This is a genomic window from Tardiphaga sp. P4_G1 (assembly GCF_056401215.1).
In genome coordinates this window covers 407704-424822 of sequence record NZ_JBFUJU010000001.1, presented here as the reverse complement: position 1 = coordinate 424822, position 17119 = coordinate 407704, and the positions used below count along the sequence as shown (strand labels likewise).

General features: G+C 61.7%; 11 protein-coding genes and 1 tRNA gene. 4 read left to right on the top strand and 8 right to left on the bottom strand.

All coding sequences use genetic code 11. From position 1 onward, the window contains the following. Window positions 1–76 precede the first annotated feature (76 nt). A tRNA-Cys gene (locus AC1DUY_RS02090) sits at window positions 77–150 on the top strand. A 131-nt stretch (window positions 151–281) separates the two neighbouring features. After that, on the top strand, window positions 282–605 hold the full coding sequence (locus AC1DUY_RS02085) for a hypothetical protein (protein WP_231080662.1): 324 nt from the start codon (window positions 282–284) through the stop codon (window positions 603–605). Window positions 606–632: 27 nt separating this feature from the next. Here the strand turns inward: AC1DUY_RS02085 and AC1DUY_RS02080 are convergent, their stop codons facing one another. The 5 genes from AC1DUY_RS02080 to AC1DUY_RS02060 all read right to left on the bottom strand — a co-directional run bounded on the left by AC1DUY_RS02080 (window position 633) and on the right by AC1DUY_RS02060 (window position 10533). Further along, window positions 633–1367 carry a tRNA-uridine aminocarboxypropyltransferase gene (locus tag AC1DUY_RS02080; RefSeq protein ID WP_093758548.1) on the bottom strand — a complete coding sequence of 245 codons (735 nt, stop codon included), beginning with the start codon at window positions 1365–1367 and terminating at the stop codon, window positions 633–635. 56 nt (window positions 1368–1423) lie between these two features. Further along, complete coding sequence (locus AC1DUY_RS02075; RefSeq protein ID WP_478112413.1) at window positions 1424–4501, bottom strand: efflux RND transporter permease subunit; 3078 nt, start codon at window positions 4499–4501, stop codon at window positions 1424–1426. Window positions 4502–4533: 32 nt separating this feature from the next. Continuing rightward, window positions 4534–7656, bottom strand: a complete 3123-nt coding sequence (locus AC1DUY_RS02070; protein WP_478111906.1) for an efflux RND transporter permease subunit — start codon at window positions 7654–7656, stop codon at window positions 4534–4536. A 62-nt stretch (window positions 7657–7718) separates the two neighbouring features. After that, window positions 7719–9107: an efflux RND transporter periplasmic adaptor subunit gene (locus tag AC1DUY_RS02065; protein ID WP_478111904.1), complete on the bottom strand. Its 1389-nt coding sequence runs from the start codon at window positions 9105–9107 to the stop codon at window positions 7719–7721. Continuing rightward, the gene (locus tag AC1DUY_RS02060) at window positions 9097–10533 is read right to left on the bottom strand and encodes an efflux transporter outer membrane subunit (protein WP_478112411.1); all 1437 of its coding nucleotides are present in this window, start codon (window positions 10531–10533) and stop codon (window positions 9097–9099) included. Before AC1DUY_RS02060 ends, AC1DUY_RS02065 begins: the two co-directional genes overlap by 11 nt. 690 nt (window positions 10534–11223) lie before the next feature. Between AC1DUY_RS02060 and AC1DUY_RS02055 the strand changes: the two genes are divergently transcribed. Both AC1DUY_RS02055 and AC1DUY_RS02050 read left to right on the top strand, forming a co-directional pair. Further along, window positions 11224–12453 (top strand): SAM-dependent methyltransferase, encoded by a 1230-nt coding sequence (locus AC1DUY_RS02055; RefSeq protein WP_093758543.1) that lies wholly within the window; start codon window positions 11224–11226, stop codon window positions 12451–12453. A gap of 125 nt (window positions 12454–12578) precedes the next feature. Continuing rightward, the gene (locus AC1DUY_RS02050) at window positions 12579–13619 is read left to right on the top strand and encodes a cysteine synthase A (protein WP_309949045.1); all 1041 of its coding nucleotides are present in this window, start codon (window positions 12579–12581) and stop codon (window positions 13617–13619) included. 9 nt (window positions 13620–13628) lie between these two features. Here the strand turns inward: AC1DUY_RS02050 and AC1DUY_RS02045 are convergent, their stop codons facing one another. Genes AC1DUY_RS02045 through AC1DUY_RS02035 form a run of 3 tightly spaced genes read right to left on the bottom strand, consistent with a single transcriptional unit; the run spans window position 13629 to window position 17110 of the window. After that, window positions 13629–14375, bottom strand: coding sequence for an amino acid ABC transporter ATP-binding protein (locus tag AC1DUY_RS02045; RefSeq protein WP_120289657.1), 747 nt, complete (start codon window positions 14373–14375; stop codon window positions 13629–13631). Window positions 14376–14381: 6 nt separating this feature from the next. Further along, a complete protein-coding gene (locus AC1DUY_RS02040; protein WP_184516718.1) occupies window positions 14382–15902 on the bottom strand; it encodes an amino acid ABC transporter permease in 1521 nt (506 codons plus the stop codon). After that, window positions 15899–17110 carry an amino acid ABC transporter permease gene (locus AC1DUY_RS02035; protein WP_184516721.1) on the bottom strand — a complete coding sequence of 404 codons (1212 nt, stop codon included), beginning with the start codon at window positions 17108–17110 and terminating at the stop codon, window positions 15899–15901. The genes AC1DUY_RS02040 and AC1DUY_RS02035 overlap by 4 nt, the downstream gene beginning before the upstream one ends. Window positions 17111–17119: the final 9 nt, after the last annotated feature.

Here is a 17119-nt window from a genome sequence, read left to right as displayed (position 1 = left end):
GGTATGTCGGAACCCATGAAAGATTTCAGCCGGGCATTGCCTAAATGGCGAACGGTCTGTAACTAACCCGCTATGGGGCCATGTGGCGGAATGGTTACGCGCCGGTCTGCAAAACCGTTTATTCGGGTTCGATTCCCGACGTGGCCTCCATCAATCCAATCAATAACTTAGCCTGCCAGACCCGTGATCGGGGCGCGACTGCTATGAGTGGTGCGCTGCAACACTTCGCTTGGCAGGATTGGACTATTGATCGTAGCATCCTGCTAACCCTAGGGGGCACGATGAACATCCGGGTCTTGATCGCCACATTGCTGATGACCTCGCCAGGCTGGGCCCAGGCCAAACCGCCCGTTCCGGTTCGCACCGATCCCTGTGCGCCGATTGGCCGGACCGCCGACGGCCAGCTGGTCTATTCCCTGAAGTGCGAGAAGCTGCCGGTTCCGGTGGTGCCGCCGCAGGCTGCAGCCCCGGCACCGCCTCCCGCACCCGTCGTGGAAGAAGCTCGCGGCGGACTGTTCCGCAATCCGTTTTCGTCGCTCGTCAGACCGTCATCATCGAGTGACGAGCGTGAAGCCGGCGTCGGTCCGCCGCCCAGCAGCCGATAGGCCGGGATCAATCAAAACCGAACGCGATCAGGCGTGCTTCTTACGCCGCCAGTCGCGCTTGGGTTTGGGCTTTGGCGCCAGTTCCGGCATGACGGTCTGGGCTTCGCGATATTTCGCCAGCATCCGCTCGAAGGCCTCGTTCAGTGTCGCTTCGATATCCGGTTTCCGTTCGAGGCTGGCCAGCAGCATCCCCGCGGCTTCGATGGTCGACAGGCCGTCCTTGCGCGGTTCGCGGCGCAGCTTGCCGTAAAGCGACGGTTTCGCCGGTCCGAGAATGACGCGCTGGCATTTCAGCATCCATGCGTTGCGCCACCACAACGCCTTGGCCTGGCTCCAGGTGCCGTCGAGCAGCACTATGCCCTGAATGTCTTTCAGCAGTGCGCGCTGGTTTTCCTCAGCCTGACCCTTGCGGTCGATGGCGAGGATATCACGGTCGGTCTCGTAATCGGTGACCTTGGCCGAGCCGAGATAGAGGATTGCCCAACGAGCGGGATCGGCGACCGGCTTCCCCAGCGCCTTGGCGAGGCTCGGCCAGGACAGGCCGATCTTGACCGTGGCCTTCTTGAAATGTAGCGCGGCGACGCGGGCGGTGCCCAGCGCCCTGTCCTGCTCCTGCGGATGCTGCAGGATCAGGAGCTCGATCTTGTTGTCGATGGGCGTGATGCTGTCGCAGATGCACAGCGGCATCGGCTTTTGGCAATGCGGACATTCCGGGATCGCCTCGGCGACCTCGGCGGCTTGCAGATCTGATTTCTTGGACATTGCCCGCTATACGCCGCGCGGCCCGAGGCTTCAACCGCCGTAATGCCCGGATCTGGCTATTCAGCCGGGGCCGGCACCGGCGCCGGGCGGAAGCGGTTATGCAACCGGTCGATCAGGAGATAGATCACCGGCGTCGTGTAAAGCGTCAGCACCTGCGAGACGAACAACCCGCCGATGATGGTGATGCCCAGCGGGCGGCGCAGCTCGGTGCCCGGCCCGGTCGCGATGACCAGCGGGATCGCGGCGAACACCGCGGCCAATGACGTCATCAGGATTGGGCGGAAGCGCACGGTGCAGGCCTCGAAGATCGCCTCGGCGGGCGACAGTCCGCGATGCCGCTCCGCCTCGATGGCGAAGTCGACCATCATGATTCCGTTCTTCTTGACGATACCGATGAGGAGAATGATGCCGACGAAGGCGATCACGGTCAGCGGCGTATTGGTGATCTGCAACGCCAGCAACGCGCCGAGTCCTGCCGAGGGCAGCGTCGAGATGATGGTCAGAGGGTGCACCAGGCTCTCATAGAGCACGCCCAGCACGATATACATCGCGATCAGCGCGCCGAGGATCAGCAGCGGCTGCCGCCCCGTCGTCTTGCTGAAGTCACCGGCATTGCCGTCGAAGCCGCCGCGGATGCCTTCCGGCATATGGAGTTCGTCGACGGCGCGCTGGATGTTGCCGGTTACGGCATCGAGCTGCACCCCGGGTAGCGTGTTGAATGACACCGTCGTCGACGGGAAACCCTGCGAGTGGAACACCGCCAGCGCGGACAACGTGCGCGACATGCGCACAACCGCCGACAGCGGCACCTGCGACCCATTCAGGCCCGCGACATAGATACGATCGAGATCGGACGGATCGTTCTGGAATTTCGGATCGATTTCCAGCACCACCTTGTATTGGTTCCGCTGGGTATAGATCGTCGAGATCTGCCGCTGCGAGAACGCGTTGTTCAAGGCGTTGTCAATGTCCTGCACCTTGACGCCGAGGCTCGATGCCATCTTGCGGTCGATGGTCAGCGTCAATTGCAATCCGCCGGGATCGCGGTCGCTCGACACGTCGGTGATGCCCTCGACGCTCTCCAGCCGTTTGCCGACCAGCGGTGCCCATTTCTGCAGGAGATCGAGATTGGTCGAGGTCAGCGTGTATTGATAGTTGGAGTCACTCTGGCGTCCGCCGGCGCGCAGATCCTGCGCAGCAAACATGAAGAGACGAATACCCGGGACCGCGCTGAGCTTCGGACGCAACCGATTGATGACGTCTTCAGTCGATGCGCCGTTGCGCTCCTCTGGTGGTTTCAAGGCGATAAACATGGTGCCCCGGTTTGCGCCGCCGCCGCCCGGCCCGCCAGTGCCGCCAAGCGACGAACCGATACTGGCCACGCCAGGATCGCTCAGCACGAGATCAGCCATATGCTGCTGCAATCCGAGCATCGCCTGAAACGAGACATCGGCCGATGCGCGCGTTGCACCGATCACGAAGCCACTGTCGTCGTTCGGGAAAAAACCTTTCGGCGTTTTGATGTAGAGTGTGACCGTCAGCGCGATGGTGGCGAAGAACACCAACAGCGTCAGGAGTGGAAAACCCAGCACCACATGCAGCGTGCGTTCATAGAACGCCACGACGCGTGACAGCGTGCCTTCGACGATACGGTCGAAACGGGTCTCGGTGCTCGACAGACCGCTCTTGATATATTGCGCACAGATCATCGGTGTCACCGTCAGCGATACCAGCGTCGAGACGACAATCGAGAATGTCAGCGTCAAAGAGAATTCGCGCAGCAATCGGCCGACCAGACCATCCATGAAGATTAGCGGGATGAAGGCGGCGATCAGCGACAGGCTGATCGACAGCACCGTGAAGCCGATCTGCCTGGCGCCTGCGAGCGCCGCCTGCATCGGCGCCATGCCCTCTTCAAGATTGCGGTACATGTTCTCGATCATGACGATGGCGTCGTCGACCACGAAGCCGACAGAGATCGCCAGCGCCATCAGCGACAGGTTGTTGATCGAGAAGCCGGCCAGCCACATGCCGACGCAGGTGCCAGCCAGCGCCAGCGGCACCGAGACGCCGGCTGCGATGGTGGGCGTGCCGCGACGCAGGAACAGGAACACCACGGCCATCACCAGCACGGCGGTGGCAAACAGCGTCCACTCCATGTCCTCGACCGAGGCGCGAATGGTGCCGGTACGATCAGTCAGAACCGAAATCTCGATCCCCGCGGGAATCCATTGTTTCAGATCGGGGATCAGCGCTTTCACGCGATCGACGGTGTCGATGACGTTGGCGTCGCCCTGTTTGGTGATCTGGATCAGCACCGCCGGCTGCTTGTTGAACCAGGCAACCGAGCGGCTGTTGCGCGTGGCGTCCTGAACATCCGCGACATCAGACAGCCGCAGATAATTACCGTTCGAACTCTTGACGATGATCTCGCGAAACTCTTCCGCCGTGCGCATCTGCGGATTCATCGAGATCGTCTCGCTCTGCCGCGATCCCTGGAAGATGCCGACTGGACCAAGCGGATTGGCATTGACGATGGCGGTGCGCACGTCGTCGGTGGCAATCCCGGCATTCGACAGCGCGACCGGATTGAGCTGGATGCGCACCGCGGGCTGGTCGGCGCCGCTGGCAGTGACTTCGCCGACCCCCGGCACCTGCGACAGCCGCTGTACGATCACGGTGTCGGCGACGTCGTAGATCGCGGACGCCGACATGGTTGGCGACGTCAAAGCGAGAATGAAGACAGGTGCGGCTGACGGATTCGCCTTGCGGAACGTCGGTAGCGTCGGAAGATCGGTCGGCAGATCGGCCATCGACGCATTGATGGCAGCCTGGACGTCACGCGCGGCGCGATCGACATCGCGGCCGATGGCGAACTGCAACTGGATGCTGGTCGAGCCCAGCGAACTCGTTGAGGTGATCTGATCGAGGCCTGCGATGATGCCCAGACGTCGTTCCAGCGGCGCAGCAACGGTCGCCGCCATGATTGACGGGTCGGCGCCGGGACGCGACGCCTGCACGCGGATCATCGGGAAATCGACATTGGGCGTCGCAGCGACCGGCAGGAAATGATAAGCGACGACGCCGAGAAGAAACAGTCCGATCGCCAGCAACGTAGTGCCGACCGGCCGCATGATAAATGGCGCTGAGATGGAGATGGAAGCCACTAGGGCGCCCCCCCTGCTCCCGCTGTCCCGGCTGCACCAGCGACGGGCGGTGCACTCTTCTCGAACCGGCGATTGATGCGATCCAGCGCCAGATAGATCACCGGCGTGGTGTAGAGCGTCAGTATCTGGCTGAGCAGCAGACCGCCGATGATCGACACACCGAGCGGGAAGCGCAGCTCTGCGCCGGTGCCGCTTTCGATCGCCAGCGGCAACGCACCAAACAATGCTGCCAGCGTCGTCATCATGATGGGGCGGAACCGCAGCAGGCAGGCTTCGACGATCGCCGCTTCCGGCGCCATGCCGCGATTGCGTTCGGCATCCAGCGCAAAGTCGATCATCATGATCGCGTTCTTCTTGACGATGCCCATCAGCAGGATGATGCCGATCAGGCCGATCACCGACAGGTCCTGTCCTGTCAACATCAATGCGAGGATTGCACCGACGCCAGCCGATGGCAGCGTCGAGAGAATCGTGATCGGATGAATGTAGCTCTCATAGAGCACACCGAGCACAATATAGATCGTCACCAGCGCCGCGAGGATCAGCCAAGGCTGCCCTGACAGCGACTTGGAGAATTCCGCAGCATCGCCGGAGAACATCCCGACAATGCTGGTCGGCATGCCGATCCGGGTCTCGATCTTCTTCACTTCGTCGACCGCATCCCCAAGCGCCTCGTTCGGCCCGAGGTTGAAGCTGAGCGAGATCGCGGGGAATTGCGCCTGATGCGAGATCGCCAGTGGCGCCGTGGTACGCGTCAATGTGGCTACGGCAGACAGCGGCACCTGCGCGCCGGCCACACCCGGCAGATACAGTTTCGACAGCACATCGGGATCGCGCTGCTGTGACGGCAATGCCTCCAGCACAACGCGGTACTGATTGGCCTGACCGTAGATGGTCGAAATCTGGCGCTGCGCGAAGGCGTCATTCAGCGTGTCGGTGACGCCCTGCAGATTGACGCCGAGCTGACCGGCACGCTGCCGGTTGATATCGAGCGAGGCCCGCAATCCGCCAGTCTGGGCTTCCGAAGACACATCGCGGAACATCGGATCGCGGCGCAATTCGGCGACCAGCTTCTGCGACCATTCGGTGACCTGCGCCGCATCAGTCCCGGTCAGCGTATATTGATACTGCGAACGGCTCGCTTGCGTGCTGATCTGGATATCCTGCACCGGCTGGAAATACACAGTCATGCCAGGGATCGCGGCGACGCGATCCTTGAGCCGCGCGATCACGGCGGTCATGTCGTCCTTGCGCTCGCCGCGCGGCTTCAGGGTCATCACCAGCCGGCCAACATTGGTGGTCGGATTGACCGAGCCGCCGCCGATCACCGAGATGATTCCCGTCACATCCGGATCGGCCTGGATCGCTGCGGCTGCCGCGCCCTGCCGGCTCTGCATTTCTGCGAAGGACACGTCGGCACCAGCCTCCGTCACAGCCGTGATCGAGGCCGTGTCTTGCAGCGGCAGGAAGCCCTTGGGGGCGATGACATAGAGGCCGAGCGTTGCGACGATGGTCAGGAACGTGACAACCAGCGTGGCTGGCTGATGCTGCAACACCCACAACAGCGTGCGGTGATAGAATGCCACCATACGGTCGATGAAGCGGCTGACGGCTCCCAGACCCGGCACCTGCCATTCATCCCTGGTGTGCTTCAAAAGCCGCGAGCACATCATCGGTGTCAGAGTCAGCGAGACCACGGCGGACATCACCACGGCAATGGTCAGCGTCATCGCGAATTCGCGGAACATGCGGCCAACGAGGCCGGACATGAATAGCAGGGGGATGAAGACAGCGATCAGCGACACCGTCAGCGAGATCACCGTGAAGCCGATTTCCTTCGCTCCCGCCAGCGCCGCTTCCATCGGGCTCTCGCCCTCTTCCATGTGACGGACGATGTTTTCGATCATCACGATGGCGTCGTCGACGACGAAGCCGGTGCCGATGGTCAGCGCCATCAGGCTGAGATTGTCGAGACTGAAGCCGGCGAAATACATCACGCCGAAGGACGTGATCAGCGACAGCGGTAGGGCCACGCCGGCAATTAACGTTGCCCGCAGCGACCGCAGGAACAGCAGCACCACCAAAGTCACGAGGATGACGGACAGCACCAGCGTGAATTGCACGTCATGGACCGAGGCGCGAATGGTCACGGTGCGGTCGCTCACGATGGTCAGCTTGACACCGGCCGGCATCGAGCGCTGCACCTTCGGAATTTCCTCGCGTATCTGGCGAACGACCTCGATGACATTTGCACCGGGTTGCCGCTGGATCTCGATGATCACGGCTGGCGTGCCTTGATACCAACCGCCAGTGCGGTCGTTTTCCAGGCCGTCGACGATCTGCGCGATGTCGCCGATGGTGACAGGGGATCCGTTGCGATAAGCGATAATGATCGGTCGATACTGATCCGCCGCCGCGATCTGGTCGTTAGCCGCAATCGTGTAGGCCTGCTGCGCGCCATCGAGCGAGCCCTTGGGACCTGACACATTGGCGCCGGCAATCGCCGTACGGAGGTCTTCCATCGCGATGCCATAGGCAGCGAGCCGCGCCAGATCCGCCTGCACACGCACCGCCGGCTTCAAGCCGCCAAGCACGGCAACCTTGCCGACACCCGAGATCTGGCTGAGCCGCTGCGCCAGCAATGTATCGGACAGATCGCTCATCGATCGCAGCGAGATGGTGTCCGAGGTCAGCGCCAGCGTCATCACAGGCGCGTCGGCCGGATTGACCTTCGCATAAACCGGCGGGTATGGCAGGTTCTTCGGCAGCACACCGGCGGCCGCATTGATCGCCGCCTGCACGTCCTGGGTCGCGCCATCGATATCGCGGTTCAGATCGAACTGCAGTGAGATCTGGCTGACGCCGAACGAGCTCGTCGAGGTCATCGAGGACAGCGATGGAATCTGTCCAAGCTGACGTTCCAGAGGCGCGGTGATCAGCGACGCTGTCACTTCGGGGCTCGCGCCCGGCAATTGCGTCGAGACCTGCACGGTCGGGAAATCGACCTGAGGCAGCGCCGATACCGGAAGCCCGAAGTAGCCAAGCGCGCCACCGATCAACAACGCGATGCCGAGCAGCGACGTCGCGATGGGCCGGCGGATGAAGGGCTCCGAGACGCTCATGACTGTGCGCTCTCTTGTATCGAAATCATCAACTCAAGCGATCGATCGTGCGAACATCATGGCTACTTCGCTCCCGATGGCGCGGCACTCGGTCCAGCTGGAGGCGGCGTCTGGCCAATCGGCGCCTGCGGATTGCCTTGGCCACCCGCACCACCTGAATTCTGGCCGCGCTTGCCACGACGCTCGCCGGCATCATTGCCCTTGCCCCCGCCACGCTTGCGTGGGGCCAAGTCGGCGGTCGGCTCCTGATCGTTGGTGCCGACAGAAACCTTCGATCCTTCTGCGAGATTGGCAAAGCCAGTGGTGACAACACGCTGGGTCGCCGACAGGCCCTTGGCGATGACGGCCGTGGTCTCGTTCTGCTGCGTCACGGTGACCGGCACCGCCTTGACGATGTCGCCCTCCTCGATCACGTAACTGAACGTGCCGGCGGGACCGCGCTGCACAGCCGAGGTCGGCACCACCATCGCATCCTTCAGGGTCTCGACCTTCAGCCGCACATTGACGAACTGACCGGGCCAGAGCTGATAATTCGGGTTCGGGAACTCGGCCTTCAGCTTCACGGTGCCCGTCGTGGTATCGACCTGATTGTCGATGCCGGTGAGCGTACCGGTGTCGATGACGGTCACGCCGTCATTGCCGAACACATCGACCATCAGCGTGCCCTTGGCAGCAGCGGCATTCGCGCGAACGATTTGCTGCTGTGGCAGGCTGAACAGCACGGCGATGGGCTGCAGCTGCGTGATCACCACGAGGCCCGTGGTATCGGACGCGTGGATGATGTTGCCCTGATCGACCTGACGCAGGCCGGCACGGCCAGAGAGCGGCGCGATGATCTTGGTGTAGCTCAGCGTCGCGGCGGCATTGTCGATGGCAGCCTGATCGGCATTCACCAGCGCCTCCTGCTGGGCGACGAGCGACTTCTGGGTGTCGGCCTGCTGCTTGGAGCCGGCGTTTGACGTTGCGAGCTGCTGGTAGCGGATCAGGTCGAGCCGCGCATTGGCCAGCGTCGCCTCATCCTGCGCCTTCTTGGCAACAGCCTGATCGTACAGCGCCTTGTAGAGAACGGGATCGATCTCGCCGAGCACATCGCCAGCCTTGACGTCCTGACCTTCCTTGAAATTGACCTTGATCAGTTTGCCGTCGACCTGTGCGCGCACGGTGACATTGTTCAAGGCCTTCACCGAGCCGACGCCATCGAGATAGACCGGCACGTCCTGGATCTTCGGCGTCGCTGCCAGCACCGGCACCGTCATCATGTCCGGTCGGAAACCGCCGCGGTTGGCGGTCTGACGCTGCTGGAAGGCGTTCCAGCCGATATAGCCGAGCCCGCCGAGGATCAGCAGCGTCACGGCGATCGACACCGTGCGTCGGCGCGCCTTGCCGGCGACCCTGGCGACACCATCGCCCGTCGCTTTCGCGGCCTCTTTCAACTCCGGCTTAAAGAGCATTGACCGGTCTTTCCATTTTCGGCTCCCAGCCGCCCCCCAGCGCCTGATAGAGGCTGACGATAGCCTGCAGCCGCGCCAGTTGCGCCTGCGACAGGACATCTTCCGCCTGGAACAGCGTCAGCTGGGTGTTTAGCACAGTTACGATGTCAGCGGTTCCAGCCCGCAATTGCTGCTCGGACAGTTCGAAGGCCCGCCGGGACGCCCGGACGACCTCGCGCTGCAGCCGCAGCCGCTCTGTGGTCTGGCGGATCGCGACCAGCGCGTTGTCCACGTCGGCAAAGGACTGCACGACCGTCTTGCGATAGGTCTGCAGGAGCTCGTCCTGCCGTGCCTGGGTCAGCTCGAAATTGCCCTGGATGCGCCCGCCATCGAAGATCGGCTGTGTCAGGCCGCCGACGAGGCTGAAGAAGGCGGCATTGGGTTGGAACAGCGAGGCCAGCGCTGCGCTCTGATAACCGCCCGAGCCGGTCAACTGGATACTCGGAAAGAACTGCGCCCGGGCGCTGCCGACATTGGCCGTGGCCGAGGCCAATTGCGCCTCCTGCCGGCGGATATCCGGCCGCTGGGTTAACAGCTCTGACGGCAGGCCGGGCGTGATGCGCGGGGCTGCGATATTGTTCAGCGACCCGCCGGCCACGCGCACGCTTTCAGGGGGGCGGGACACGAGCGTCGCGAGCGCATTGACGTTCTGCGCCAGCGTGGTCCGCAGCGGCGGCACCGCAGCGCGCTGATTGGCCAGCACGCTTTCCTGCTGCGCGACATCGAGATCGGTGCCAGTGCCGGCACTGAAGCGCTGTTTGATCGCATCAAGGATACGCTGCGCGCTGGCGATGTTGCGCTCCGCCGTGCGAATGCGGTCCTGCGATGTCAGCACCTGGAAATAGGCATTGGCGACCGCCGCCATAGTGGTCAGCGCCACCACGTCGCGGTCGAAACGATTGGCCGTCGAGGTTTCTTCCGCAGCCAGCGCCGCGTCGCGGTTCTTGCCCCAGAAATCGATCTCGTAGCTGGCCGAGAGCGAGGCCGAATAGGTCACCACCTCGCGGCCGCCGTTGGTCAGACCGCTGGAACTGGAGCCCGAGGTCCGCGAATAGGTCTCCTGCCCGCCGCCGCTCACGCTGGGCAGCAGCGCTGCGCCGGTGATTCGTGCCTGCGCATCGGCCTGCATGATTCGCGATGTTGCCGCAGCGATATCGAGGTTGACCGTCTGGGCCTCCTCCATCAGCTGCGTCAGTTCCTTGGAGCGAAAGCCGCGCCACCAGTCCAGTGTCGGCGTGGCGCCGTTCGGATTGGCCAGCCGTGCCGCCTTGTAGCCTTCAGGGATATCGAGCGCCGGATCGGGCAGATCCTTGGTCAGGATGCAGCCTGCCGAACTGGCAACGACGGCAAAGGCGACGACCGAACGCCCGATCTTTTTCGCAAACAGGAGACTCACCGCACGGACATCCGGACAAGGCTCCGCCGCGCGCGCTTTGCGCCGAGATTCGAGGCGTTGGAGTATGTAGCCTGAGACACGTTCACCGGGTGATGCTTGGTCAATGAAACGAGCCCGCATTCTAGCTGCCCAATCATCCTGCGGACAGTGTTCTTACGTGTCGCAACGTGCAAGCGACACGAATGCTGGATGCCCGCAAATGAGTGGATTTGCACAGATTCTCCCGATTTTGTGGGGTTTTTTGGTCCCTAACAGAAGCGCCGGCAGGTCAGGCTTACGAAGATTTCATGTGTTCATTTGTTGCTGACGCCCGGATTGCGTTCCCCTGTGCACCGGCAGCGTTTTGAAACCCGCCGGGATGTGATGTATGCGCGGCTCAAGCCCATGGGCCATCGCTTCAGTTGCCGCGTGAAGATCTGTTGGTCGATCATGATCGGCTTGACGATGCGGACCGGATGCCACCGCCGTTCGACGTCAATCGTGCCGCGTGAAGCAAACCATGCAAGAAATACCCGCTTGGCGAGCAAACAAGGCCGCGCTTATACTCCTGCAAAATCGTCCGCGCGTTGACCGAATTTCGCAGCGCACAAAGACGATCCTGTTCGACAAAAGAGCGGCGGCCACATCCTTCCATGCGACTTGAATTCGGGCACAGAACCACGAACTCCCCTGGATCTGCACATGTCTGATCTGATCGTTCTCACTCCGGAAAATGTCGACAAGGCGCTGCCCGATCTGCCGCGCATCGTCCGGCTGGCATTGGGCTTCGGCTCACGTCTGCGCCGCGGCACGCTCGACGTGACACTTCCCGATGGCCGGCGTGTCCGCCTCGGCGGCATGGAACCTGGTCCTGCCGCGGAGATGACGATCACCAGCTATGCGTTCGCGTCGCGTCTTGTGAATGGCGGCGATATCGGCATCGCGGAAGCCTATCTACACCGCGAATGGGACACGCCGGATCTCACGCAATTCCTGTATCTGTTCTGCGTCAATCACGATCTCATTCAGGTGATGCTCGGCAACAATCCGCTGATGCGCTTCGTCCAGATCGTTCGTCACTGGTTCAATCGCAACACCAAGCGGCAAGCTCGCAAGAACATCTACGCGCACTACGACATCGGCAACGCGTTCTATTCTGCGTGGCTCGATCCGAGCATGACCTATTCGTCCGCGATTTTCGAAGACGGTACGCAGGATCTCACGGCCGCGCAAAACAACAAATATCGCCGGCTTGCAGAAGCAATCGATCTGAAGCCCGGCCAGAAGGTGTTGGAGATCGGCTGCGGCTGGGGTGGCTTTGCCGAATATGCCGCGAAAAACTACGGCGCGCATGTCACCGGTCTCACCATCTCGACCGAGCAGCGCGATTTCGCACGTAAGCGGATGCAGGACGCGGGCCTTGGCGACAAAGTCGAGATCAAGTTTCAGGACTATCGCGACGAACGTGGACAGTATGACCGCATCGCTTCGATCGAGATGATCGAGGCCGTCGGCGAACAGTTCTGGCCGCAGTATTTCTCACAATTGCGCGACCGGCTGCTGCCCGGCGGATTGATCGGTATCCAGGCCATCACGATCCAAGACAAGTTCTTCCAGACCTATCGGCGCGAGGTCGACTTCATTCAGCGCTACGTCTTTCCCGGCGGCATGCTGCCGTCGCCGGAAATCCTGAAATCCCTCGGGGCCAGATACGGCGTTCCTGTCATCAAGGAACGCATATTCGGACTGGATTATGCCAAGACGCTGGCGACCTGGAGAGATAGTTTCCGCGCGGCCTGGCCAAGCCTGACGCCGCTCGGTTTCGACGACCGGTTCCGGCGGCTCTGGGAATACTACCTGGCCTATTGCGAGGCCGGTTTCCTGTCGGGGAATATCGACGTTCGCCAGGTCGTATTCGCAAAAGCCCCATAGTCCGCGCTCTGGACTTTCCGCACTGCGGCACCAGATCTTGAGGCCAGACCCTTCCCTTGTCTGGCCCGGCGGCCTCCACTAGGGTCGCCGCGAGATCGACAACCCGAGCGAAGAATTTCAGCATCATGACCTTCAACAAAGACGTCGTCGAGGCGATCGGCAACACGCCTCTGATCAAGCTGAAGCGCGCATCCGAACTGACCGGCTGCACCATTCTCGGCAAGGCCGAATTCATGAATCCCGGCCAGTCGGTGAAGGACCGCGCGGGCAAATGGATGATCCTTGAAGCCGAGAAGCGCGGCGATCTGAAGCCCGGCGGTCTCATTGTCGAGTCGACTGCGGGCAATACCGGTATCGGTCTCGCCGTGGTGGCGAGCGCGCGCGGCTATCGCACGCTGATCGTGATCCCGGAGACGCAGAGCCAGGAAAAGAAAGATATGCTGCGGCTCAACGGCGCCGAACTGATCGAAGTGCCCGCGCTGCCGTTCGCCAATCCGAACAACTATCAACATGTCGGACGACGACTCGCAGATCAGCTGCGCAAGACCGAACCGAACGGCGTTCTGTTTGCCGACCAGTGGAACAATCTCGACAATGCCAAAGCCCATTATGAATCGACGGGCCCCGAGATCTGGGAGCAGACTGCCGGCAAGGTGGACGGCTTCATTTCGGCAGTCGGTACCGGCGGCACGCTAGCCGGCACGACCCGCTACCTGAAGGAAAAGAACAACAACATTGTTACGGCCTGCGCCGATCCAAATGGCTTTGCGATGTATAACTGGTTCAAGCATGGCGAAGCCAAGTCCACGCCCGGCGATTCCATCACGGAAGGCATCGGGATTGGCCGCGTGACGCCGGTCATCGAGACCGCGAAGGTCGATACCGCCTTCTTGATCCCTGACGAGGAAGCCGTCGCCGTCATCTACGACCTGCTCCAGCACGAAGGCCTCTGTCTCGGCGGCTCGACCGGAATTAACATCGCCGGCGCGATCCGTCTCGCGAAGGACTTGGGCCCAGGCAAGACCATCGTCACCCTTCTCTGCGACTCCGGCGGCCGCTATCAGTCGAAGCTGTTCAATCCCGACTTCATGCGCAGCAAGAACCTGCCGGTGCCGGCATGGCTGGAGACGAAGAACAATATCTCGGTGCCGTTCGAGAAAGTCTGAGGCAAAGCCTCAGCGGAGAATCTGGCTCAGAAACAGCTTCGTCCGCGCATGCTGCGGATTGGCGAAGAACTTGTCCGGTGTATTCGCCTCGATGATTTGCCCGGCATCCATGAATACGACGCGGCTGGCGACTTCCCTGGCAAAGCCCATCTCGTGCGTGACCACAAGCATGGTCATGCCCTCGCCGGCAAGATCGACCATGGTGTCGAGCACTTCCTTGACCATTTCCGGGTCCAGCGCCGATGTCGGCTCGTCGAACAGCATCACCTTCGGCGTCATCGTCAGCGCCCGGGCGATCGCCACACGCTGCTGCTGGCCGCCGGAGAGCTGACCGGGATAGGCATTGGCCTTGTCTGGAATGCGCACCCGCTCCAGATACTTCATCGCCGCAGCATCGGCGTCCTTCTTCGGCATATGCCGTACCCAGATCGGCGCCAACGTGCAGTTCTCAAGCACCGTCAGATGCGGAAACAGGTTGAAGCTCTGGAACACCATCCCGACATCACGCCTGATATCGTCGACGCGGCGCAGGTTGGGACCGAGTTCGATGCCGTCGACCGTGATGCGGCCTTCCTGAAACTCCTCCAGCGCATTGATGCAGCGGATCAGCGTCGATTTGCCCGAGCCCGACGGCCCGCAGATCACGATGCGCTCGCTGCGGCCGACCGCAAGATCGATGTCGCGCAGCACGTGGAAATCGCCGAACCATTTGTTGAGGCCGGCAACCGAGACGATGGGATTCACGGATACGGACATGTCACCTCAACTCCGTCGATGCACATTGAGCCGGTGCTCGACGAATAGCGAATAGCGCGAGATGCCGAAGCACATCACGAAATACATGATGCCGGTAAAGGCAAAACCGGTGAACAAGGTCGTCGGCGTCGACCAGTTCGGATCTGCGAACGCCGCGCGGAGTTGGCCGAGCAAATCGAACAGCGCCACGATCGACACCAGTGACGTATCCTTCAAAAGCGCGATGAAGCTATTGACGAGGCCGGGAATAACATGGCGCAGCGCCTGCGGCATCACCACCAGACGCGTGGTCTTCCACCAGGACAGGCCTAGCGCACTTGCCGCCTCCGCCTGACCGCGCGGGATCGCCTGCAACCCGCCGCGGATCACCTCGGCATTATAGGCACCAGCGAATAGCGCTATGCCGATCAGCGCGCGCACCAGCCCATCAACAGTGAAATTGCCCGGCAGGAACAGCGGCAGCATATAGGTCGCAAAGAACAATACGGTGATCAGCGGCACGCCGCGCCAGAATTCGATGAAGGCAATCGAGAACAGCCGGATCAACGGAATGGTCGAGCGTCGGCCAAGTGCCAGCGCGATGCCAACCGGCATCGACGTGACGATGCCTGTGATCGACACCACCAGCGTCACCAGCAATCCGCCCCAGAGCCGCGTATCGACGATCGGCAATCCGCCACGATCAAGCCGCAGCAGGGCGATGACGACGGCGATGCCAGCGAAGACGGAGATACTGTTGGCCAGCGCACGCCAGCCGCTGCGGAAGTGGCCGTTCAACAAGAACATAAGCAGCGAGACAATGATGGCGGTTGTCGTCAGTTCGAACCAGACAGGTTTGCCATGATTGACGCCTTCGTTGCGTAACCACTCAAACGGCAGCGCGACGAGTTGCAGGCCGTCGCCGAATGCTACGACGCCGTCGCCTATCAGCGTAAGCGGATAACCGATGACAGCAATATCGGACAGAAGGCCGATGCCCCTGAGCCGGCGACCGACATCCGTGATGTGGACCGCGACGGTCGACAGAAAATCCGTGGCCCAACTGATTCCGAAGCCATTGATGCCACCGCCATACAGCAGGAAGAACGCCACGACAGGGAAGGCAAGGAAGAACAGTCCGGCATTCACGCTCTTCGCGGGCAGACGCGGGATCAGCAGCGGCAACAGCAATAGCGCGCCCAGCAGGAAAGTGAGATTGACGCGCCAGCGTTCCGACTCAGGATAAAAGCCGTAGATAAACTGCGTGAACTTGGCCTGCACGAACGGCCAGCAGGCGCCAACGGCGTGGCCAACGTTTTCCGGCAGGCACGCTGTGCGGTCTTGCCCCTGCCAGACGGCGTCGATCAGCAGGAATTTGACCGTGGGGGCAATGGTGAACCACAGCAGCAACAGGCTGATGACAGTCAGCAGAATATTGGTCGGTGAATTCAGCAGCCGTGTCTGCACAAAGCCGACGAAACCCGTGCTGCGCACCGGAGCGGCGCGCTCTGCAACCAGTTCTCTTGCAACGAAGCTGGTATCGCTCATGCGCCCATGCTCCGCGAGATCCGCCAGCCATAGACGCTCATGAGCGCGCTCGTGACCAGCGAGATCACGAGATAGACCGCCATGGTGATGGCGATGATCTCGATGGCCTGCCCGGTCTGGCTCATGGTCGTCCCGGCAAAGACCGAGACCAGATCGGGATAGCCGATGGCAACAGCCAGCGACGAATTCTTGGTGAGGTTGAGATACTGGTTGGTCAGCGGTGGCAGGATCACGCGCATCGCCTGCGGCACCACGATCAGTCGGAGCGTTGCACCCCGGCTAAGTCCAAGCGATGCGCCCGCTTCGGCCTGTCCCTTATGCACCGACTGGACGCCTGCGCGCACGATCTCGGCGATGAAGGCGGCGGTGTAGGTCGAGAGCGCTAGTGTCAGCGCGACGAATTCCGGCAGCACACGCAGGCCGCCTGAGAAATTGAAGCCTCTCAGTACCGGATACTCGAATGTCACGGGCTTGCCGAGCACGAGCACCGTCAGCAACGGCAAACCGATCAGCAAGCCCAAGGTGATCGGCCAGACGGCTATTACACGCCCCTTGGCGAAGAGCTGCTGTCGCGCATAAACGCGCAACACCAGCGCGGCGATGATCGCAACGATCACAGCGACCGCGAACGCCGTAAAAGCCTCCGTCCCGATCGGCTTCGGCAATCCAAAGCCGCGATTGCTAAGAAAGAAACTGTCCAGCAACGAGATACTCTGCCGCGGCTGCGGCAGTGTGGCGAGCACGGCGAGATACCAGAAGAGGATCTGGAACAGCAGCGGCAGGTTACGGATCAGTTCGACATAGCCGCCTGCGATCCGCGCCAGCAGCCAGTTCGGCGACATCCGGCCGAGGCCGACGATGAATCCGATGATGGTCGCAAAGAATATGCCGATCAGCGACACGACGAGTGTGTTGACGAGGCCGACGAAAAACACCTGCAGATAGGTGTCCGATTCCGAATACGGGATCAGCGCCTGACTGACCGCAAAGCCCGCGGTATTTGATAGGAATCCGAAGCCGGATGCGATCTTCTGCGCGGCCAGGTTGGAGCGTGCATTCTCGACGATCTCATAGCCGATCCAGACAAGGGCTGCGACGAACACGACCTGGAGCACAAAGCCGCTCCAGCCCGCCTGCCCGCCCAGCACACGTCGCAGTTTTGCAACGAGTTGCAGCGGCGGTTTTCTGGCTTCGGTCGATGTCGCCACGGGCGATGA

Excerpts from the sequence above, each read along its gene's own strand:
- AC1DUY_RS02085 (WP_231080662.1), top strand. The coding sequence starts at position 282 with ATGAACATCCGGGTCTTGATCGCCACATTGCTGATGACCTCGCCAGGC.
- AC1DUY_RS02080 (WP_093758548.1), bottom strand. The coding sequence starts at position 1,367 with ATGTCCAAGAAATCAGATCTGCAAGCCGCCGAGGTCGCCGAGGCGATC.
- AC1DUY_RS02075 (WP_478112413.1), bottom strand. The coding sequence starts at position 4,501 with ATGCGGCCGGTCGGCACTACGTTGCTGGCGATCGGACTGTTTCTTCTC.
- AC1DUY_RS02070 (WP_478111906.1), bottom strand. The coding sequence starts at position 7,656 with ATGAGCGTCTCGGAGCCCTTCATCCGCCGGCCCATCGCGACGTCGCTG.
- AC1DUY_RS02065 (WP_478111904.1), bottom strand. The coding sequence starts at position 9,107 with ATGCTCTTTAAGCCGGAGTTGAAAGAGGCCGCGAAAGCGACGGGCGAT.
- AC1DUY_RS02055 (WP_093758543.1), top strand. The coding sequence starts at position 11,224 with ATGTCTGATCTGATCGTTCTCACTCCGGAAAATGTCGACAAGGCGCTG.
- AC1DUY_RS02050 (WP_309949045.1), top strand. The coding sequence starts at position 12,579 with ATGACCTTCAACAAAGACGTCGTCGAGGCGATCGGCAACACGCCTCTG.
- AC1DUY_RS02045 (WP_120289657.1), bottom strand. The coding sequence starts at position 14,375 with ATGTCCGTATCCGTGAATCCCATCGTCTCGGTTGCCGGCCTCAACAAA.
- AC1DUY_RS02040 (WP_184516718.1), bottom strand. The coding sequence starts at position 15,902 with ATGAGCGATACCAGCTTCGTTGCAAGAGAACTGGTTGCAGAGCGCGCC.